The 22,701-nt window shown below is 31.8% G+C and carries 13 protein-coding genes; 1 reads left to right on the top strand and 12 read right to left on the bottom strand.

What is annotated here, in order from left to right:
* Nucleotides 1-107 precede the first annotated feature (107 nt).
* From EGM88_RS12725 to EGM88_RS12670, 12 genes are all read right to left on the bottom strand, one after another.
* Nucleotides 108-1,583, bottom strand: coding sequence for a sulfatase-like hydrolase/transferase (locus tag EGM88_RS12725; RefSeq protein ID WP_123898810.1), 1,476 nt, complete (start codon nt 1,581-1,583; stop codon nt 108-110).
* Nucleotides 1,584-1,608: 25 nt separating this feature from the next.
* Nucleotides 1,609-3,267, bottom strand: a complete 1,659-nt coding sequence (locus EGM88_RS12720) for a sulfatase (protein WP_123898809.1) — start codon at nt 3,265-3,267, stop codon at nt 1,609-1,611.
* Nucleotides 3,268-3,296: 29 nt separating this feature from the next.
* A complete protein-coding gene (locus tag EGM88_RS12715; RefSeq protein WP_123898808.1) occupies nt 3,297-4,757 on the bottom strand; it encodes a hypothetical protein in 1,461 nt (486 codons plus the stop codon).
* 102 nt (nt 4,758-4,859) lie between these two features.
* A complete protein-coding gene (locus EGM88_RS12710; protein WP_123898806.1) occupies nt 4,860-6,428 on the bottom strand; it encodes an MFS transporter in 1,569 nt (522 codons plus the stop codon).
* A 38-nt stretch (nt 6,429-6,466) separates the two neighbouring features.
* Nucleotides 6,467-8,344 (bottom strand): CRTAC1 family protein, encoded by a 1,878-nt coding sequence (locus tag EGM88_RS12705; protein WP_123898804.1) that lies wholly within the window; start codon nt 8,342-8,344, stop codon nt 6,467-6,469.
* 132 nt (nt 8,345-8,476) lie between these two features.
* Entirely contained in the window at nt 8,477-10,861 is a 2,385-nt protein-coding gene (locus tag EGM88_RS12700) for an alpha-amylase family protein (RefSeq protein ID WP_123898802.1), read from the bottom strand.
* Between the two features lie 16 nt (nt 10,862-10,877).
* Nucleotides 10,878-12,863: a glycoside hydrolase family 127 protein gene (locus tag EGM88_RS12695; protein ID WP_123898800.1), complete on the bottom strand. Its 1,986-nt coding sequence runs from the start codon at nt 12,861-12,863 to the stop codon at nt 10,878-10,880.
* 11 nt (nt 12,864-12,874) lie between these two features.
* Complete coding sequence (locus EGM88_RS12690; protein WP_123898798.1) at nt 12,875-14,389, bottom strand: family 16 glycosylhydrolase; 1,515 nt, start codon at nt 14,387-14,389, stop codon at nt 12,875-12,877.
* A 50-nt stretch (nt 14,390-14,439) separates the two neighbouring features.
* Nucleotides 14,440-15,855 (bottom strand): sulfatase-like hydrolase/transferase, encoded by a 1,416-nt coding sequence (locus tag EGM88_RS12685; protein ID WP_123898796.1) that lies wholly within the window; start codon nt 15,853-15,855, stop codon nt 14,440-14,442.
* A 272-nt stretch (nt 15,856-16,127) separates the two neighbouring features.
* Nucleotides 16,128-17,846, bottom strand: a complete 1,719-nt coding sequence (locus tag EGM88_RS12680; RefSeq protein WP_123898794.1) for a RagB/SusD family nutrient uptake outer membrane protein — start codon at nt 17,844-17,846, stop codon at nt 16,128-16,130.
* Nucleotides 17,847-17,896: 50 nt separating this feature from the next.
* Nucleotides 17,897-21,103 carry a SusC/RagA family TonB-linked outer membrane protein gene (locus EGM88_RS12675; protein WP_123898792.1) on the bottom strand — a complete coding sequence of 1,069 codons (3,207 nt, stop codon included), beginning with the start codon at nt 21,101-21,103 and terminating at the stop codon, nt 17,897-17,899.
* A gap of 225 nt (nt 21,104-21,328) precedes the next feature.
* Nucleotides 21,329-22,186, bottom strand: coding sequence for an AraC family transcriptional regulator (locus tag EGM88_RS12670; protein WP_123898790.1), 858 nt, complete (start codon nt 22,184-22,186; stop codon nt 21,329-21,331).
* 291 nt (nt 22,187-22,477) lie between these two features.
* On the opposite strand from EGM88_RS12670, the gene galT reads away from it, so the two are divergent.
* Nucleotides 22,478-22,701 (top strand): galactose-1-phosphate uridylyltransferase (gene galT, locus EGM88_RS12665; RefSeq protein ID WP_123898788.1); only part of this gene is annotated, 224 nt, incomplete at its 3' end.

Genomic DNA, 22,701 nt, shown 5'->3' with positions numbered 1-22,701 from the left:
AATTTTAAGAAATAAAATTACCCTTTCCATACCTAATAAAATTCACAATTTTACCTCAAACCAATCAAATATTACCCCTCTTATTTGATGAAATAAGCCAATTAAATTTATGGTTCTAAACTAAAGGTTCTGTCAAAATGAGGCATACTATCCTTTCTCCATTCTATTCCTGTTTGTTCATCATGAAACCATTTTGGTTGTTTATGAGTTTTACTCCATTCAGATGTTTTTAACACTAGTTCCTTCAAAATATCAGGATACTTATCACTCAAATCATTTTGTTCTCCCAAATCCTCTTCGATATTAAATAATTGCCAAGGTTTCTGTTCTACTTTTAAAGCTTTCCATTGATTGTACCTAGCTCCTACATCTGTATATCCTTCCCTATGTCTTAAAACATAAATATTTTCATCTTTATGAGGATTTTTTCCTGCCAAAAAATCATTCCAAATATCTTTTCCATCTAACATCTTACCTTCTGGTATTGTAGCATTTGCTAACTTGGCAAAAGTCGGATAAAAATCTAGAGATGACACAGGATAATCATAATATTTACCTGCCGGAACATTATTAGGCCAATGAAAAAACATAGGAACTCTATACCCGCCTTCTTGAGTACTTCCTTTACCCTTACTCAATGGATAATTAGTAGCACCTTTAGTTGTTTTACCTCCATTATCACTTAAAAAAACAATCAATGTATTATCAAACTCTCCTATATCTTTTAATGCTTTTTCAATTTCATTCACACCTCTATCAACTGCATAAACCATAGCAGCATACGCTCTTCGTTTTTCATCTTTTATAAAAGCAAACTTCTCTAAATCTTCTTTCTTAGCTTCGAGAGGAACGTGTGGTGCGTTATATGAAAGGTACATAAAAAAAGGTTTGTCTTTTTCAGATGCATCTTTCATAAAACGTATAGCTTGATGGGATAGAGCATCTGTAAGATATTCCTTTTCACGTACCTCTTTTCCATTATGCTCCAACGGAAGAAGGTATTCAAAAATAACTTTTTTACCCTCTTTTTTTTGCTTTTCGTAAGTAGCCAAATACTCTTCAGGAAAATACTTATGTCCTCCACCAAGAAAACCATAAAAATCATCAAAACCTCTATTATTGGGATGATACTTTGAAGTTGCTCCAAGATGCCATTTTCCAACAACACCAGTTGCATAACCAGACTCTTGCAAAACTTTACTAATAAATGTTTCGCTTAAAGCGACACCTTTACCTATAGTTTCACTATTCGGAGGTAAATTAAATTGTGCTCCAATTTTATGTGAATATCTACCAGTCATTAAACTTGTTCTGCTAGGACCACAAAATGGATGAGCTACATAAGCTGAAGAAAAAATTGTTCCATTTTTTGCTAACTTATCTAATGCGGGAGTTTTTATATCCTTTGCCCCATTAAAACCAACATCTGAATATCCTAAATCATCACACAGAATTAATAAAATATTTGGCCTTTCTACATGTTTATCAGTTTTACCAACTACTTTTTCTTCCTTAACTTTTGAATTAGAACAACCATAAATAAAAGTGGTAATTCCAATCAGTATCACTATAATTTTTTTCATATCTAGATATTCTATGTTTTTACAATCAAGATTTCACATCAGCTAAGTTACCTTTCCACCCTTTATTAAATTGCTTTAACAGTTTAGAAACTAGCTTGGGATTTTCATCAGCAATATTTTTTGTTTCAGACGGATCATTTTTATGATCATATAATTCAAAAAAAACTGGTTCTGCATTGGGATCTCGATAATCTCGCCATACCATAAATCGATATTGTTCTGTTCTCATAGTATAGCCCATTAAATAATTTTCATATAAATCTCTATTCCATTTCTCTCCTTGTTGTTGTTTTATTCTTCCTTCAACCTCTTCTATCAATGGACCAAAATAAGTCTCTCTCATACCTTTTGATAAGGGATTTGCAGCCCATTCACGCAACGCAGGTGTTGGAAACTGGGTAAAAGCCGCAGACTTCCACTTTTTATTGGGATTAGTTAATAATGGGACAAAACTTTGCCCTTCTAAATGTTTAGGCAATGGAAGACCTGCTAACTCTGTAATGGTAGGGTAAATATCAACAAGTTCTACTAGTGCATTAGATTTTGAACCTCGAACAGATTTTGACATTTCTGGTGTCCAAATTATTAATGGTACTCGAGTGGCAATTTCATAATTAGTTGCTTTTCCCCATATACCCATGTCGCCTAAATGCCATCCATGATCACTCCAAACAATAATTATTGTATTATCACGGACACCAGCCTCATCTAAAGCTTTTATCATTTTCCCTATTTGAGCATCAACATAGCTAACACTTGCTAAATACGCATGTTTTAATGTTCTAGCCATTTCATCACTTATAGGTCCTTTTTTTGGAATACCATATCTAGCTCTTAATTCAAAAGACGCATGAAGCCCCATTGCTGCTCCATTTTCAGGTGCTGAAGTTTGGGTTGTCAGTTTAATATCTTCAGGATTATACATATCCCAATATTTTTTAGGCACCAACCAATCAAGATGTGGTTTTTTCATCCCCATACCCAAAAAGAAAGGTTTGTCAGGATTTTTTTCTAACATATCTTTCATAGTTACAATTGCTAACTCTGCATTGTAACCATCCTCATAAAAAGTATCTGGTACATCTGCAATTTCATAAGCAGGCCCTTTTCCTAAACCATTTCTAGGAGCATTTTTACCATATTTTTCAATAACCTCAGCTGTACTTTTTCTAAAAAGTTCTTGATTTTCAACTAGAGCATATCCTCCTGGTGTTTTACTCTTTTCTATGGTCATTTTATCATATGCTGGTTTTCTGCTCCAAGATAATTTAGCATCTCCAAACTTTTCATTATGATAGATTTTTCCTGTACTTGTTGTTTCATAGCCATTTTCCCTAAAATATTGTGGTAAGGTTAAAATATCAGGATTAAGATCTCTAAAATAGGTAAAGTTCTCTATTACTTTTATTGTTTCTGGTCTAGCTCCAGTCATTATACTGGCTCTTGAGGGGCTACATATCGGTTCTTGACAATATGCATTATTAAATAATAAACCTTGATTAGCCAATTTATCTAAATTAGGTGTAATAGCTATATCTGACCCATAAGCTCCAATTTCAGGTCGTAAATCATCTATAGCTAAAAATAAAATATTAGGTGTTTTAATTGGCTCTACTTCCTTTTGCTCTTTTGGTTTACAACCAATAAGCAACACAAGTAAAAAAAGAATATTTACGATTCTCATATTATAAATTTTATTATTTCATATCAATGCTAATATTCTTTCAAATTTACCTCATCAAGAATATGTTCATTAGAATTATCAACCTTTATTAATAGGATGATTTTAGAAGCCTTCTTGTACTTTTGTAAAGTATGATTAATGGTGAATGCATTTAACGGATTTACCTTTTCCAAAACAATATTTTTAATAATATTATTTGAATTATCCATTAAACGAAGTATAGCATCACCTTCATAAAAAACACCATAACTTCCATTTAATGCATTAACTTTAGTATCAAAACTTAACTTTTTTGTAATAACACCTGTTTTATTTACGTCAATTACTGGTAACGAAGAAACTTTTGCTGCACCATGAATTTCTTTATACTCAAAACTTTTTCCAGGATGGAGTGTATAAATTGGTGTTTTTACTTCAGTTTCTAAATAACCGGTTTCCATACCACTCATAAATATAGATACATTTAATCCGTGATCATACTTTAACTTAGGATTATAAGGTTCTAAAATTTTTGCAAAAACAGTTTTCTCAATTTTATTAACATAACATACCCAAGCTTTTGAGGAAATGATATGAAATCCACTCATTAAATAATAGTCATAATGCATTTCAAAAATACCATGAGCAACTTCACCAGTCCAATTAGTACCATTGTTATAGAAACGTTTTACATGGTCAGGATTATTTTTATCTAGAGGCATTCTGTTTCTACTCACATATTGCCATCTTGAATCTGCTGTACCCATAATTTCGTATTGTTTACCACTAGGAAGCTTATATTTTTTATCGAAAGGTACATATGCTAAAAAATTTTCACCATCTTCTAATTCTGGTTTACTTCTAGAAACATGCTGACTAGAAGTCATAATTCCTCTTTTTACAATTTTATCTCCAACATTTTTCAAGTTATGCTTAATATAAACCAAACTACTATTTGGTTTAATATATAAACTTCTACTATACTGTAACTGTTCGTCAATTGAATTAGGAAGATTAAAAGAATTTGTTTTATTATTATAAGTAGGAACAGGTAAATTTTGAATACCGGAACTTACAAGGATACTTTTATATCCTTCTTTATTAGTAGTTATTTCAGCATTATAAGGACTGTCACCAATGATTGCGGGAGGTGGCCAACGTTGTATTTTCTCCCCTTCACTATTTATAGCACAATTTTCTATAGGAAGTGGTACTAATCTATATCCACCAAAATTACGCCATTCGTTTCTCTTAACTAAATCTGTAGATTCAAAAGACTTTCCTAGTAATTTCGGATTTAACCACAGTGAAGGAATATCTCCTAAATTATATTCTAGTATTCTACCAGCTGCTTTAGGTACAACTGCTATACTTATAAATTGATTTTTAGCTACATAAACACTATCCCATTTCCAATTATTATAATTCTTTTCAACACTAATTGTAGTTTGTTGTGCTATACTAATATTACAAATTATTATACTAATAAAATAAAACAGAATATTTTTCATTTAAATCATTTTTATGTATCAAATTTAAAAGAGACTCAATGTAATTAATTTACTTATTTTACCTTTAAAGAGAACTATCTTAACCCTAATTTCAAAATAAGGTTAAGAATTTACCTGTAGTTTTCCTTGAATTTCTTCAATGGTTAAATTTTTAGTTTCAGGCAAATACTTAAATAATATGAGCAATCCTATAAATACTAATCCTCCATAAAATAAAAATATGGTACTTGCTCCCATATTGGCAAGTTGCCACGGAAAGAAAAACTGAGTTAATGCACTTATAGTGCTAGACAGTAATGCGAAAAAGGGTATAGCTATACCCCTTAGAGATATTGGAAAAATTTCAGATAACAGCACCCACATTATTGGTCCTACAGAGAAATGGAATGCTGCAATAAAACTTAAAATTCCAATCAAAATTAAAGTTGCATTTAATACAGCTGACTTCTGTAAAAAAACACTCGAATTATCTCGTGCAGAAATTTCCCCCATTACACTTTTTACAGCTTCTTTAAATTCAATATCTGTTTCAAATTGCTGTCCAACTAAGGCTGTTAATTTATTCACATCTTCAATTTCTTGCATTTCTGCAATAGCTCTGTCGGTAACTTCGTATTTTGCAGTGCCAAATCCATATGCACATACTCCTAAACTTAAAATAACCCATATTAACCCCCAAATCATCATTGGACGTCTGCCCATTTTATCAATTAATACTAAGGATAATATTGTAAAAATTACACTCACTAATCCTACCCAAATTGCTTGTTCAAAAGCTGCATTTTCTCCCAACCCTAATTGTTCCATTACCGTTGGAGCATATGTTAAAACTGCATTAATTCCTGTAGATTGCTGAACAATAGCCATTGTGAATGCAACGATAGCCACAATTTTCATTTTCTTACTAAAAACTTCTTTAAGTTGAGTTTTAACTGAACGATCTTGATTGCTATTCTGAACACTTTCTTTCATTTCTGCAACGTGTTCCTCTATTTCAGATTTTGGAATTACTTTAGTTAATGTTTTTTTTGCTTCATTATACTTTCCTTTATATACTAACCAAGCTGGACTTCTAGGCACAGCATAAAGCAATCCAAACCATATTAAAGCTGGTATAATTTCAATACCTAGCATCCACCTCCATGTATAATCTCTAATCCCCAGCGTTGTAACCCATTCTGAATTAGAATTAGTAGTTTGCAATAGCCAATAATTTATAAAATAGGCTGCAGTTAAACCTATTACAATATTAATTTGTGTCATTGATACTAACTTGCCTCGCCATCTGGCTGGAGAAATTTCACCAATGTACATGGCTGCCAGTGTTATGGAACTAAAAGCCAATCCTCCTAAAAAACGTGCAAACATTAAAATGACAAAAGATGGTGCAAATGCCGAACCTAAAGCAGAAATTAAATACAAAGCAGCAATAATTTTCAAGGTTGCTTTTCGTCCGAATTTATTACTCGACCACGCTGCAAGAGGTAATGCTATTAAAACACCAATTCCTGGTCCAAAACCTAGAGCACCTACTTGCCAAGGATTTAAATTAAATTCAGCTGTAATAAATTTAAACGCTCCTGAAATTAATGCAGCATCTAATCCAAATACAAAACCTCCCATAGCAACTATGGTAGAATAGATAAAGGCATTTCTTTTGAATGAACTCATAGTTTTAGAATTTGATTAGTTCTTTTATGATTAGTTGATTAATATCCAATCTTAATCTTTTTATTTACTGTTGAAATTCTTTTTGTTTCGGTTTCTCCATTAGTCCAAATAACTTTTACTTTAACTGAAGTACAATCTCCTAAACCGAAGTGAACAAAATTATTATGACCCAGAGAATAAGCTGCTCCGGTACTGCCAACACGCAACATTTGATCATTTTTACAAGATTCTATTTTAACCAAAGCCCCTAAAGGTGATACTTTTCCTCTTTTAGAATGTCCAACTTGAACAGTTAAATACTTATTATCTTGTGCTTCAACCAATTCATTTTTAAACAAATGCCATTTTCCACGCTCGTTTCCTAAAACAACATCTACATTCCCATCTTGATTATAGTCAAGAGTTTCAACTGCCATACCAATGGCTCCTAGTTCTGTAGAAATAATATTATGTTTTTCGAGTTTTACAAACCTTGAATCTTTTGAGTTTAAATATATAATAGACTCATTTTGATGAATTAGATTACCTCTGCGAATAATTAATAAATCTTGAAATCCGTTATTGTCAAAATCGGCAACACTAACAGCCATTGTATGCTCTTTATTTGCCAAACCATATTCTTTTGTAACATTTTTAAATCTATTGCCTGTATTTTCTAACAGAATATCATTTAAGCCTTCTGGATGATTTCCTTCTGGATAATTCTCTACACCGTGTACAACCCCTGTAGCTGGTGCCCATAAAAAACCAGCAATACGCCATTTTCTATTCCCAACAAAACCAATATACCACCCTTTTTTCTCACTATAATCCACATTATCAGGAAAACCAAGAGCATCACTATTAACCAACCTGATATTTTTACCAGAATGTGTTTCTCCTTCAAATTTATAGTTATAAGCTGCTTCTCCAATAAAATAGGTATCATTATTTGGCCATTGTGATTGAAAGTTTTCTACATTTAAAACATCACCAACTTCTAAATCTTCAAATTGAAACTTACCACGTTTGGTAAAAAAACCAAAGGTTTTTGATTCTTTGTCAAAAAAGGTTTCACCAATTGCAAACTCTTTACCTCGTGTGATAAATAAATCAAAATCACCATCATTATCAAAGTCAATTTCAGCAATAGCTGTAACATTTTCAATTTTTTCAGGAAACAACTTTAGAGATATATCTTCAAATGATAAATCTCCTTTTCCTGCGTATGCTTTTATGGGGCCATTTCCATATAAAATAATGTCAAAAATATTATCACCATTAAAATCAGTTACTAATGTTTTTTGACCATTCATTTTTATAGCAGGCAATGTTGAATGCAAAATCAATTGCCCTTTACCATTATTTTCATATATATAATTTTCACTTTTCCCCTGCTTTGTAGCATCAGGAAAAGCAAAATTTAGTAAATCTAAATCTCCATCATTGTCAGCATCAATAAATGCAACAGTACGACCTCTCATCATAGCTAATGGTTCATTAAAATCTGCCATTTCAATAAATTGACGGTCTTTTGTTACTTTAAATATTTTAGAATTTCTAGCATTACTCCCTGACCCACCTCCACGTGACATTATTATCTCTAAATTACCATCACTATCAAAATCACCAACAGAAATACCATGTAAATCTCCCATAACAATGTCATAAGGCTTGGTAAATTTACCTTTGTTATTCCATTGTACCTGAACGGCATAACCGTGATCATTTATAAGTAAATCGAGATAACCATCTTGATCTAAATCTGCAATTACAGGTGCGTCCCATTTTCGTAAATTTTTTTCTTGTCTTGGAAATTCATTGAAGACTTCTATAAATCCATTTACTTTCTCAGATTGTGAGAAGCTAAATTCTGATATTATAAAACAATGTAAAGCAATTACATATTTAACACAAGAGTTTATTTTGACTAACATAATAATAGGTTTGTTTAATTTCAAAAAACTGCTATGATACTTTTTTATAAGCGACTCTATTTCACTTCTTCAGAAAGAGTACTCATATGGTTGTATAACATATCAAGTTAGGTCTGATGTATTTTTATTTTTTTATTTAATCTCAATAAGCAAAACCCCATTCGATTTTAAAGTAAAAATAGAGCCAAGTTTTTGACCTGTTAACAAATCCGTAGCATTTACTGTTTGTCCATTTTTCATAATAATTTTGAGGACTGCTGAGTTTTTTCCAATGTTAAGAATATTCATTAAATAACCCCCTTTAGGATTTTTAACAACCCTCCAAGTACATCCTTTATATTCGCTACCATTAGATTCTGTCAAAATCACTTCAGGTAGGCTTTCTGAAATTTGATTTAAAACTTTGTCTTTTATCTCGTTTGGTGTTAAATCTAAATTTAGTACTATAAGTTTGCCTTTACTAGCATTAAGACTTTTTGTTCTGTACTTACCATATTCATTTTTTGACAGACTTTCTTTACTATCTATCATTACTGTTCCTCCTTGGTCTAGGTAACTTTGAAGAGAGTTGAATTCATTATCTGTAACATATTCTGTTTTGTAAACCAAAATAACATCCCAATTACTATTATCTTGTTTTGTAATAATATTTTCGGTAACATAACCCATTGGGAAACCTTCGAAATAAAGGGCTTCATACATAGGAAATAGCTCTGTCATATGAGACTTTTTGTTGATAGCAGATGTTTCCGAATAAAATAAACGTATAGGTCTTCTTTGCTTTCTAAAAGCAAACATTTCTTCTGAAAATGAATTCAAATCCATCATTACCTGTGTATATTCATTAGCAACATGAGGTTGCATATTTACTGAACCAGCAAAAGAACCTGCTAGAGCGGGATCGAAAAAATCCAATTCACCTTCTAATCTATCTTCAGGAGAACCATCTGGATCTCTTGCCCAAAACCATGCTAGTTGTGCATCCATACCATGTAAGGTTGACAACCAAGTTGTACTTCGAACATAATCTGAAGAGACATCTAATTTTCGCCAATTTGATGCAGATAGATAATGAGATTCTGAATTAAAATGAATTTTATTTGGCGAAACAGACTCCATGAAATCATAGGCCACACTCATTTCTTCCCAGAAATATGAATAACGTTCTTCCCATTCTTCGGGTTCTTGTTTTCTAATGTGACGCTCTCTAATTTTAGCATCATCACCAATCATAGATGTTAATTCAGTCAAAGCTTCCAAGTCTATACCATGTGAACGTGCATTTTCCGTAAACATATTTGGCATAATTTTTATACTAGTATCTGCATCTGGATTAGTTATTCTCAATTGATTTTGAAGAAAGGTAAACCAATCAATACTTCTATCCATATTATACCTACACCAGTCGTACCAAATAGGTGTTCCTCTTTTAATTTTGTCTATTGGAATTTCAATCTCTACTGAACCAAAATTTTCGAAATCAGAAATCCAATTTTTATTTAATTCATCAATCTCACCATTATATTTTTTAGCTAACCATTCTCTGAATTTATTTAGTGTATATGAAGATAATTTTGTCATTTCATTAAAACGAGCTGTCCAATGATTTTTTTCTGAAAACCAATGGGGTTCGTTGGATAACACATATCCCATTTGAGTCACTTTTTTCCCTTTCGTCAGCGAACCTGCTTTTTGAATTACATCGCTCCATACTTGTCTTGCAGTAGGATTATCAATATCAAAGCCAGTAAAAAGAGAACGGCCATCTGCAAGCTCAGGGTCTTTTTTATGAGCCCAATCTGGCATACCCATATTCCAAAGAATCATAAATCCAACATTGGTATCAGGAATGTCTGTGATTAATTTCAGTTTTTCTTGGTCGAAAGTACCATCTTCATTTAAAATAAAAGGATTAATAGCCCGATCTTGATTAACCTCATAAAGGGTGCTCCCTCCATGATATATAGCTCCTAAATGATTATTATAAACACTCGTATTAGTTAATGGCTGACCTACTGTTTTAGAGAAATAATCATACAAAAAAACGGGCTTGTTATAACTAACAAACATATCTTCTTTTACTTTAATATTTTGCCAATCTACTTTAGAAACAGGTCTTCTTTTTAAACTACCATCAAGCTCTTTTTTAAGATTCAAAATGCCTTTATCTAAGATTTCGATGACTTTTTTACGTTCAAAATCTGGAAGTTCTTGAGCATATTTTGTCTTTTCACTTGTAAAAGGTTGATAATAACCGAAAAGCTTTTCAATTTCATCAAAATGAGCTTCATCCCAATTAGCAAATTTCAAAAACTCTTTAGAAAACCATAGTGTTGTTTCTTCTCTTGTAACATCAATGGATTTTGATTTCGCCTCATCCATTAAACTCTCAAGTTTTTCAATTTTTTTTGTAGCCTCAATAGTTAGTTTATTTTCTTGAGCACATGCTACAAACATGAAAATTGAAGAAAGTATAAAATATAATTTCAGAATAATAGAATTGTTATTTTTTTTCATCTTTAATAGGTATATTTTACCAAATAATTGGCATAAAAACGGTCATTTCTGCTTGACCTCTATTGCTCCAAGAGAAATATGGAACTAGTTGTGTTTTGTAAGATTTCCAAGATGGTTTTTTTACGGGTTGATATATTTCATTTTTCTTATCTTCTCTTATTAGAAGAGTTGTATTTATAACTGTTATACCATTTAAAAAATCTTTTTTATGAACAGCTTCAAATTTTTCATTTTCTTTTAAATACACATCCAAAATTGAGGTGTCTTTTGGCAAATCTGGAGTTTCTATGCAATAAACAATCGGACCTCTTTTTACCGCTAATTGATTTCTCACTTCCTCAATTCTGTTATGGCCTTCTATTAAATTTACTTCCATTGGCATATCCAAAACAAGTGAATCACCTACTTTCCAAAGTCTATTTATTGTTGCAAAAGAACCTGGATTAACATCAACATTAATATCTTCTCCATTTACTTTTATAGTGCTACCTACTGCCCAATTTGGAATTCTTAATTTAATTTCAAAAGCTGAATCTTTACATTCTTCAATTGTGATTTTGACTAATCCTTTCCATGGATATTCCGTATCTTGAGATAATTTCAATTTAGAACCATCTAACATTGTTGTATCTAAATTATTTCCTCCATACAAAATCACAGCTACTCCATTTTCTGACAAATTATACGCCCATCCTGAACTTTTACAAATGGTTCTTACCAAATTTGGAGGGCAACAAAAACACTCTAAATATGGTTGTCTTTCAGGGCTTTCAGTAACATCATCATGAGCCTCATAATTTCTTGTATTATTTACCATCCTAAGCGGATTGGAATAGAAATAATCTTTACCTTCAATGCCAATTCCAGACAAACCACTATTATACAGTACCAATTCAATAATATCTGCATATCTAGATTCTCCTTTAACCGCCATCATTCTATTACTAAACATTGCATTACATAGATTAGCACAAGTTTCGTTATATGCAGTCATGTTTGGCATCATGTATTCATCAATAAAGCCTTCCTCAATCATATCCAGATTAGTTGAAGCTCCATAATGTGCTTGGCCAACTGCACCAGTTACATACATTTTCTTTTTCGTAACATTCTCCCACAATTTATCTAGAGCATCAATTAAAGCTTTTTCACCTGTTTCGGCATAAACATCTGCGGCTCCAGCATAATAATATAAAGCCAATACTGCATGACCAACAGCTTCTTTAGATTCCCTAAGAGGTGTTCTTTCTTGCACCATATCACCAATAGGATAACCAATTGTAGTATCATCATGCTTTATTTCGTAAGTACCTCTTCTATCAATAAATTTTTCGGCAAGTTTTAAATATTTTTCATTTTTTGTAGTTCTATACAATTCTACCAAGCCCATTATTTGAGTTTGGTTAAAACCAAATCGTTGATAATGCTTTGTATCTGGCATAAAGTATGTGTACAACAAATCTGCCGCTTTTATGGCAATATTTAAAAAATTAGACTGTCCAGTAATACGATGATGAACGGTACTAGCAATAAATAAATGCCCATAATTGTACATTTCGTGATATTTTCTATTCTCAAACCTATCAACACCTTCTGTAGTTTGAACATAGGTATGAATATACCCGTCTTCTTCTTGAGCCTTTCCGATTAGTAGAATATATTCTTCTATTTCTTTTAATAAAGATTCGTCTTTTGTAAGGCCATATATATACATTTTAGCTTCCATAAATTTATAGAAGTCTCCATCATGCCAATAAAATCCTTTATGACTTCCTTCTTTTACTCCTGCAGCTATTTTAAAATTGTTTAACCCATGACCTATATCACCACATAGTAAATCTCCCATATAAGGAAGCATCTTTTCTTCTGCATCTTTAACCTTTTCTGCCCAAAACCCTTTAGTCCATTTACAATCTCCAAAGTTGATACTTTTCAGTTTTACAAAAGGACTTTCTGAAGTATTAGTAATCGCTTTATTATGAATGTTTAAAGTCGTATTCATTAATTATTTTTTTACTTATTTGATTTTTTTATTTCTATATCATCAATAAACAAATTGGTTGCTCTGGTTTTAGGTAAATCTTCTTTTCTAATTTCTATAACCATACCGTCATTATTTGTAGATGCCTCTAATCTTGAAAATTTCTTTTCAACGGTTACCCATTGTCTTCGAGGTAATTTTTTAAGTCCATCAAATACAATCTTGATTTCTGGATTACCTAAAGTTACATAAATTTTATCTGCTATACGACCTTGATTTAGCCAAAGGTTTATTGACAATTTAAAGTCTCCTGATGGCAATCTTAAAGCTCCTTCAGGGGTTTTTGCAACTACTTTTGACACCTTTAACGAATCGTTTTTTCCATATCCTAAAAATTGAAGACTTTCTACTCCACTAGCATAATGTCCTTCTGTTATTTGAAAATATTTAGATGACTCTTTATCAATTAACCAAAATTTCTGGTAATCGTTAGGTTTCGAATCTTCAGGAACCATGTTAAAAGGTCTTGGATTATTTTCAAACAAAATAGGCCCTTCAAATCCGTAAAAAGCTTTATCTTTAGCTAATAAATTATCTGAAGGTTTTTGCCAAACCCTCACATATTCCACTTCAAAAGTTGCAGGTAACTCTTCTTTATGAGGAACCCCTAACCATTTAAATATTTCTGAGTCTAGCCAAATTTCCATAGGGTTATTTAACACCCAGTCAATACCTAATTCATCCTGAGTAAAACCATGAACAAATTTTCCATCTCTATAAATATTTAAATAAGCTTCACCCCACTCCACACCATAAACATGAAAATCGTCAGAAGTAACATAAGGCAATTGCTCGTCATACCCAAAAGCTTTAGTTGGTCTAACCGCTGGTGGACTCCAATCATGAACAGCAGTTCTATTTGTATTTTTACTTATTGAGCCTTCTTTTGCAATTTTAGGAACCCCCATTTGTTCATATACATCTAATTCTTGCTCATAACCAATTGCCCAAAATGCTGCTGTTATTGCAGCTTCTGGTGCTTTTGATTTTACTTCCATATAACCATTTAAAAATCTTTTCTTACCTACAATAGCGGCAGTTGTAACTGGTAAGGGTTTCCCTTCATGGAAGCCGTAAGTATCTACATGAGCTCCATCTGCATAACTTTCTTTTGCAAATGAATAATCAGGTTCCCACTGGGTTTTTAATTTTAAAATACCATTTTCAACACTTACATTGTGAGGGACATATTGCGAAGGTGCTCTCCCTTTCCAAATATAATAGTTTCCATTCTGACCTTGAACGAACCATTTTGTTGTATCTAATTCAGTTCCTTCAAATTCATCACTAATTTCTTCATTTAGCACCCATCCTTCTTTATTATCAGGATCAGAAGCAGGAGTCACAACTCTCAAATTACTTGATTGACTTAATTCCACTTTCTTATCTGAGGTCGAAGTCTCTCTATTATTTTCTTTACACCCAATAATTAAAAGAATTGGAAAGATTAAAATAAAAACTAGATTACAAACTTTTTTTACGGTCATATTTAATATTTTTGATAGTTAGTTCTTCTAATGAATATTTTTTATTGTGATTAATCCATGTTAAATCCTGACGTTTCTTTTTTTACTAATTCAGGTGTTCTATACCGATCCATTCTATCTATATCATTTTTTTCAAATTTTCGTTTTAACATCCACATCGGTCTTTCTAGAGTTAATTCCCATTGAAATAACTTTTTATACATTTCTTTTACCCGTTCTGGATATTTATCTGCAAGATTCTCTAATTCTGAAGTATCTTTACTCATATCGTAAAGTTCTGCTGGTCTATCTGGAAAGCGTATAAATTTCCAATCTCCTTCTCTGTAAACTCCCCTATTTTCTTTTTTCCAATATAATTTTTCGTGTGGTCTGGTCTTATTTTCCCCTGTTATATATGGCAAAAGGTTGACACCATCTATATCTTTCAAATCATTTGTATTTCCTCCTCCTGCAGCATAAAAGGTTGGCAATAAATCCAATGTACTTACTGGGTAAGTATATGTAATATTTTTATCTAATTTTTTAGGCCAACTAATTACATATGGCACTCTTAGCCCTCCTTCTAATTGATTTGATTTTGTTCCGCTTAATGGCAAGTTAATTGATGCATTTTTGTCCGTTGGCCCACCATTGTCATTAGAAAAAACGATAATCGTATTTTCATCTAATCCTAACTCCTTTAATTTATCAATTACTTTTCCACACGCACGATCCAAAGCTAAGGTCATGGCAGCTACTTCTTTTCGTTTACCTTTTAAGTTTGGAAATTTTTTTAAATCTTCTTCGGTAGCTTCCATTGGAGTATGAACAGCATTAAATGCTAAATACACAAAAAATGGCCTATCTTTGTTCCTTTCTATAAATGATATCGCTTTTTCTGCGAAAACATCTGTTGCATAAGATTTAGGTTCTTCGAAATTACCAAAACCATTTTCCATTCTTTTATCTAAATGTCCCTTTGGTACTTCTTTATAGGCAAAATAACTTCTATCACCTCCCCTAAAACCGTAAAATTCATCAAACCCTCTTTTCAACGGATGAAAACGATCTGCATCACCTAAGTGCCATTTACCGAACATTGCATTGGTATAACCTAATTTTTTTAAATAATCTGCCATTGTAACTTGATCTAACGGCAATCCCATATCATCACCCAAAAATTTTGAATTTTCACTCATATACCCTGGCACATTAATTTCTTCGTAGCCAAAGCGTTGCTGATATTTACCAGTCATTAGCCCGGCTCTTGATGGTCCACAAACAGATGCTGAAACATACCCTTGCGTAAATGTTATTCCTTGTTCTGCTAGTTTATCTAAATTTGGAGTTTTCATAACTGTACTGCCCTGAAAACCAAAATCACCATAACCGGCATCGTCTGAAAACAGTAAAATAATATTAGGCTTGTCTTGTGCATACAAAGCAGTACACATCAGAACAAGAACTAAGATTGCAATATTCTTCATGTCTTTTAATTTTTATAATATCTTATAATTCCAGAAAACTATAGAATTTTCTTATCTTCAAATTAAGCAAAATTTAAAGTTTAGTTAATAATTAAATTTACCCTGTCTTTATCTTATTTTACCTTTATTAATAACTTATCTCAAATACCTATTATTAAAAATTTTTAAACAACTTCTTTAAACAAATAAACCGAGGAAAGTTACCCTCGGTTTATTACTAACTCAAATAATAAATTTATTATGAACTACATTCTTTTTAGTTCAAACTAATCTTAATATCCATAATTTTGTTCTAAAGCTGGTGCTTTTTCTATTTCAGACTGTGGAATTGGAAGATAATATCTATACTCAAACCAAGGTCTTGATACTACTGTATATTCTTCGAAAGACAAATTTCCATTACTTCCTTTTTGCCATTTTAGCCCTTTAATATCATAACCTCCGATATGATCTTGTTCCATCCATCTTCTTTCATCGAAAAAATTATGTCCCTCAAAACACAGCTCTATACGTCTTTCTCTTTTTATAGCTTCTAACAAATCTGATCCAGTAGCTGTTATATCTGGTTGAAGAGCTCTATTAGAAACTTTATTTACATATTCACGAGCTAAATCTTCATTACCTAAATGATATTGAGCTTCCGCATAATTCAAATAAATTTCAGCCAATCTATACAAAACATAAGGACGATTAGCCGATATATCTGTTAATGCAACTAAGGATTCGTCTTGAAATTTTCTAATATTATAACCAGTCTTAGACGAATGTAAAGTATTTCCCAATCCTTCAGGAGAATCTAAACCATGAGGAGTTTCTGAGCTAGGGTTATCTGCTAAAGCATAATCAACAGGTCTTCCTCTAAATTCAGCTCCTTGGTAAAGAAGATTAGCATAATATCTCATTTCTCTATTTGCATTTGGATTTAATGGATCATAAGTACCGTCATCTGTTGTTGTACCGTCATTCATATTAAATTCCTTAGCAAAATTATGAGAAGGCGAAATCAACGCCCATCCTCCATATCCACTAGGAGATAATGTTTGATCAGGTAAAGTATTTACATCATTTGCAAATTCATGATATAAAGCACTATACGACCTTGCAAACAACATATCTTGATTAGGAGACAAAAATAAATTCTGATAATCTTTTGCATTTGATACAGAAATTAAATCACGAGACCCTACTAAATCAATAACAGCTTTAGCGGCATCAGCTGCATCTTGCCATTTACTCGCTTTCGTATAATCATATAAAGGTCCGTTAGGAACTGTATTTGGATCATGTAACTTACTAGCTGCATATAACAGCGTTCTAGACTTCACTGCTAATGCAGATAATTTAGTAGCTCTACCAAACCAAGTACCCGAAACTGTTTCAGGTAAAACAGCTATAGCAGCATCTAAATCTTCAATAATAAAATCAACACATTCTTCATAAGAATTTCTTGGTAAATTAAATTCATCGTCTAAGCCTAAAGAGCTTTTCATTATAGGAACACCTCCATAAAATTTAATTAACTTAGAATACAAATTTGCTCTCAAAAACTGCATTTCAGCTTTTAAAACACTTGTTTTTTCAGGATCATTTTGCATCGCTGGACTATCATCAATTTTATCTAAAAATTCATTTATTAATCGAACATAATCCCAAGAGTTAGACCATCTATTATTAAATGCTAAACCAGCATTACTAGGAGACCAGCCTCCCCTCATTTTATAAACATTATCTAAATCATTAAAATTAAATTTCCCTTCCCAAGAAGCACCTTCAATACCAACTCTACGTGTCCACCATTGAAAACGGTTTATCGACCAACTTTCTGTACTATTATATGCCGTAAAAACTACACGTTCAGCTTGACTAGGATCACTATATATAAGATCTTCAGCAAAAGCATCTTTTGCTTCAGTATCTAATACATCTTCACAACTAACTATCGAAAAAATAGCTAAGAGTGCAATTGCAAATGTTATTTTTTTATATTTCATGTTTTTTATTTTTAATAGTTTACATTAATTAGCAATGGTTGTTTCAATGCTTAAAAATTTAAATTAATTCCAAATGAATATGTTTTCAATGATGGATATGTACTCAATCTAAATCCATTATATCCAGCCGCTTCTGGATCTAACCCTAAATCATATACTTCAGAAAACATAGTCAATAAATTATACCCTCTGAAGTATAATTTAACATCACTAAACTTTATAACATTTTTAGGAATTGTATACGCCAATTCTACCTCTTTAAGCCTTAAATAAGACGCGTCACGCAACCATAAATCTGCACCTTGAAAATTATCTGGTCCATTTAAACTAGAACTGTAAGAATCACCTACATCAAATGCTCTTGGATATCTTGCATCTGTATTTTCTGGTGTCCATCTTTGATCGAACATAAAATCAGGCAAGGCACCTTGCCCTTCAAAAAACACTAACATTTTTGCTTTGGCTTGTCCTTGAAATAAGAAACTAAAATCCCAATTTTTAAATTTTACCCCTCCATAAATACCATACTGTACCTCAGGAACATTTGATGAATATGAACGAACTCTATCTGCAGCCGTAATTTTACCATCATCATTGGTATCAATATAATAAGGCTCTCCAGGAACGGTACCTGCTAAAATTGCAGGTGCAGCATCTATTTCTTCTTGATTTTTAAAGAGCCCATTTGTTGGATATGTTATATAGGAATCCATTGGATGTCCTTCTCTTTTTAAGGCCTCAGGAACATCAACGGCTTCATCTAAATATTTAACTTCATTTTTAGCCTTCGTATAATTAAAACCTAAATTATAACTAAGGTTTTCATTAATCTCATCATTCCATCCTAATTCTAGCTCCCATCCATAATTATCAACCTTTCCTAAATTTTCTTGCGGTAATGTTAACCCAGTAAAATCAGGAATGGATGCATTTCTAGTAATTAAAATATCTTCTCTTTTTTGATAGAAATAATTAAAGTCTCCTACTAATCTATTATCAAACAGAGCGAAATTTAATCCCAAATTTTTCATATCTGCAGATTCCCATGTAACGTTAGGGTTTGCAGCTGGAACTCCAATACTAGAAAACCCATTATAGGGTTGACCACCAAAAACATAATAGTTTGGTTGTGCACCTAAAGCACCTGCATAATTATATCTAGTTAGGTATTGAAATCCATTAATTCGATCATTCCCCATTTTAGCCCAAGACGATCTTAATTTTAAAGTACTTAACCACTCGACATTATCCATAAACGATTCTTTATCTATTGACCAAGCTACTTGAACACCAGGAAACGTACCAAATCTATTATTAGGACCAAACGTACTAGAACCATCATGTCTTAACGTAAAATCAACATAGTATTTTTTCTTAAAATCATATGACAATGAACCAAAGTAATTTACTCTACCCCATTCTTGACCGTTACCATCAGATTGCTGCCCGTCAGAATTACCTGCAAATAATTCAGAATGATCTGCATCTGGAAAGCCCCTTTTCTCAACCCAGAAAGTACGTGACTCTGATGTCATTTGCTCATACCCTACAAAACCACCAACAGTGTGATCACCAAAAGTTCTATTGTAATGTAATGTTGCATTAAGCATCAATTCGTCGTATTTCCAAAAGCTCTCACGTAAAATACGCTCATTACCTCTTTGAGAAAAACCAGGTTGCTCTATATATTCATCTGTACTCTCCTGATATGAATATACAGACCATGGTGTATACCATGATTTTTGGTCGTTATTCATTCTTCTATACCCGCCAAACGTTTTTAGAACTAATCCTTCTGTTAGTTTATCCAATTCTATGTCTAAAGACACTTTACCTCTTAAATCATTATCAATTCTCTTAATAAACCCTGTTTCATCACTAGACATTACATATGGGTTTGCTCCATTTTCCCCCCCCCAACCTGGTAATCCGTTATCATAAACTCCAACTTCTGTTGGAAGATTGGTATAGATGTGTTTATAAATATATGCATCATCAACGCCTGGTTGAAGATTTTTACCAAATCTTCCTGATAAATCAACACCTAATTTAATTGCATCAGAAATCTTAACATCAATATTAGATCTAACTTGATTTTGTTTAAATTTTAAATCACCAGAATCATACATTCCTGTTTGTCTAATCATATCTCCACTTACAAAATACTTCACATACTCACTACCTCCAGAAACTGAAAGTGAAGTTCTTGTTTCTGGTGAATAATCTGCAAATGTTAAATCTGCCCAATTTGTATTTGGGTAATTGGGGTCATTCCCTGCAGCATATTTATCTATATCTGCTTGACTGTAAGGCAATGATTCGTTTTTTCTTTCAGCTATTTCATTATTATAAATTGCAAATTGTTCAGAGTTCATTAAGCTTGGAGACGCAGAAAAAGAAGATAAATTGTACGACGATGAAAAACTAATTTTAGGCTTACCCGTTTTACCTCTTTTTGTGGTAATTAAAATTACCCCATTAGCAGCCCTTGCCCCGTATATTGCTGCTGCACCATCTTTTAACACAGTTAAACTTTCAATATCTTGAGGTGCTAATTGGGAAAAATTACCCGCTTGAATACCATCAATTAAAATTAAAGGAGAGTTGTTACCTAAAGTAGATTTACCTCTAATTAAAAGTGTTAAGTCTCCAGTAGATCCAGGCAAACCTCCTCTATCTGAAATAATTAACCCTGAAACCTTCCCTGATAGTGATTTTGCTAAATCTTGAGTTCCTGTTTTGCCTAATGATTCTGATTTCACAGTACTAACAGATCCAGTAACATCACCCTTTTTTCTAGTCGTATATCCAATAACAACTACTTCATCAAGTTGTGAATCTGAAATCAACGTAACATTTAAAGTTGTTTGATTACCTACTACTATTTCTTGAGTTTTGTAACCTACAAAAGAAAAAATTAAAACAGCTTCTTCACTATCAACTTCAAGGGAATAATTACCATCAAAATCTGTAGTAGTTCCTTTTGTTGTACCTTTTACCATTACTGTTGCTCCAGGTAAGGGGCCATCTGCATCTGAAACCACTCCAGAAATTTGAATCTGCTGTTTAAGGAATGTACCCTCTTCTATTTCGCCCTCATAATTATTGCCTGAATGTATATCCAAAGCAATAACTTGAGTAAAGCTTAATGTAAAAGTTAGCACTGTTAAAAGTACTTTCTTTAGAGACCATTTAAATTCTAAATTATCCTTTAAGGAATAATTTATTTGTCCGTCTAGATTTCTAATTTTTTTCATAAAATCGAGTTAAGTTAGAATGAGTAAATTAAATATTTGATTAATTACGCAATGCCTACTTGTCTTTATATTACCTATTAATTAATACATTTCTAGACTTTTAGCACTTTTGCATATACAAAGAAAGACAAATGTTTTATGAAGTAAATAATAACATTTACCTATAAATTACATTATTTTACCCCATTAAATTTTTAGTAGTTAAAAACGAATATTTATGAAGAATTAAATAGTTTTTCTATAACATTTAGGAGTACAGTTCATTATTTGTTTAAACTGCTTATGGAAATTTGTTACTGAATTATAACCAACTAGGTAACATGCTTCTGAAATGGGCATATCATTTTGCACAAGCAATCTCGATGCTTGACGAATACGTACTTCATTTAAGAATTGAGTAAAAGATTTATTTGTCATTTTTTTAAAAAAACGACAGAAAGAATTTGTGGTCATACATGCGATATCAGCAACATCATTTAATGTAATATTACTAGCGTAATTATCAGATATAAACTTTAAAACCAAATCTAACTTATCTGAATTTTCTGAGGTATATTGACGCATATCAGAAGAAGATAAAATAACTTTATCTTCGGTTATGGATAACTGATGTAAAATATCCAATAGCTTAATACTTTGCTCTACTATAGATAAATCGGCAAGTTTCATTATTTGATCATGCAATTTTTTACTTACACTATTGCCAAAACATATTCCATATTTTGACTCTTCTAACATTTTACTAATTTTTGAAAAATTAGGATTATCAAAAGTGCCTTCTCCAATAAAGTCTTTATTAAACTTTGTTACTATTGTTTTTACCTTGTTTGTTTTTTCACCACTATAATATGACACATCATTTCTCCATAAATGAGGTAAATAAGGACCAACTAAAACTAAATCACCTGCAGAAAAATTAGAAACACTATCTCCTACATAGCGAATTCCATTACTTTTTGAGATGTATAATAGCTCAAATTGCGAATGATAATGCCATGCTGCATCTAAACAAGGAACCTCTTTCTTAAGAATATTCAATCCCTTATTAACAAGAGTATCAGTATTTTTTACTACAAGTTTCATTATGAACAAACTTAAGGATTTTTCTGTAGATTTCAAATAATTAACTTTTACCCATACGCTGAAAGAGATAATATTATACAATAAAATGGTAATAATCATTTAATTTAATAACATCAACTTGAGATAACTTTGCTTTACAATTTTTGTAAAATATTTTTTTACTTAAAAAAGAAATATATTATTTCTTTTTTTAAGTTTTCGTTTGTGATATAAATTATAATAATAGACCCATAAATTAATCCTCTTTAATTAGAGACAATTAAACTTTTTTATAAACCAAAATACAAAAAAATGCAATCAAATTTAAAAACACATCCTCATCGTCGCTACAATATTTTAACTGGCGAATGGGTATTAGTTTCTCCACACAGAACTAAAAGACCATGGCAAGGAAAAACCGAGTCTTCTTCTAAAAAAGAATCCATCTCTTATGACCCTAGTTGCTACCTCTGCCCTACAAACACTAGAATTAATGGAGAAATTAATCCTGATTATAAAAATACCTTTGTTTTTAA

Source organism: Aureibaculum marinum (assembly GCF_003813905.1).
GTDB classification, from domain to species: Bacteria; Bacteroidota; Bacteroidia; order Flavobacteriales; family Flavobacteriaceae; genus Aureibaculum; species Aureibaculum marinum.
This window is presented reverse-complemented; position numbering and strand designations above follow the sequence as displayed.

Bases quoted from the DNA above. Each gene is read 5' to 3' on its own strand.
- EGM88_RS12725 (WP_123898810.1), bottom strand. From the start codon at position 1,583: ATGAAAAAAATTATAGTGATACTGATTGGAATTACCACTTTTATTTAT.
- EGM88_RS12720 (WP_123898809.1), bottom strand. From the start codon at position 3,267: ATGAGAATCGTAAATATTCTTTTTTTACTTGTGTTGCTTATTGGTTGT.
- EGM88_RS12715 (WP_123898808.1), bottom strand. From the start codon at position 4,757: ATGAAAAATATTCTGTTTTATTTTATTAGTATAATAATTTGTAATATT.
- EGM88_RS12710 (WP_123898806.1), bottom strand. From the start codon at position 6,428: ATGAGTTCATTCAAAAGAAATGCCTTTATCTATTCTACCATAGTTGCT.
- EGM88_RS12705 (WP_123898804.1), bottom strand. From the start codon at position 8,344: ATGTTAGTCAAAATAAACTCTTGTGTTAAATATGTAATTGCTTTACAT.
- EGM88_RS12700 (WP_123898802.1), bottom strand. From the start codon at position 10,861: ATGAAAAAAAATAACAATTCTATTATTCTGAAATTATATTTTATACTT.
- EGM88_RS12695 (WP_123898800.1), bottom strand. From the start codon at position 12,863: ATGAATACGACTTTAAACATTCATAATAAAGCGATTACTAATACTTCA.
- EGM88_RS12690 (WP_123898798.1), bottom strand. From the start codon at position 14,389: ATGACCGTAAAAAAAGTTTGTAATCTAGTTTTTATTTTAATCTTTCCA.
- EGM88_RS12685 (WP_123898796.1), bottom strand. From the start codon at position 15,855: ATGAAGAATATTGCAATCTTAGTTCTTGTTCTGATGTGTACTGCTTTG.
- EGM88_RS12680 (WP_123898794.1), bottom strand. From the start codon at position 17,846: ATGAAATATAAAAAAATAACATTTGCAATTGCACTCTTAGCTATTTTT.
- EGM88_RS12675 (WP_123898792.1), bottom strand. From the start codon at position 21,103: ATGAAAAAAATTAGAAATCTAGACGGACAAATAAATTATTCCTTAAAG.
- EGM88_RS12670 (WP_123898790.1), bottom strand. From the start codon at position 22,186: ATGAAACTTGTAGTAAAAAATACTGATACTCTTGTTAATAAGGGATTG.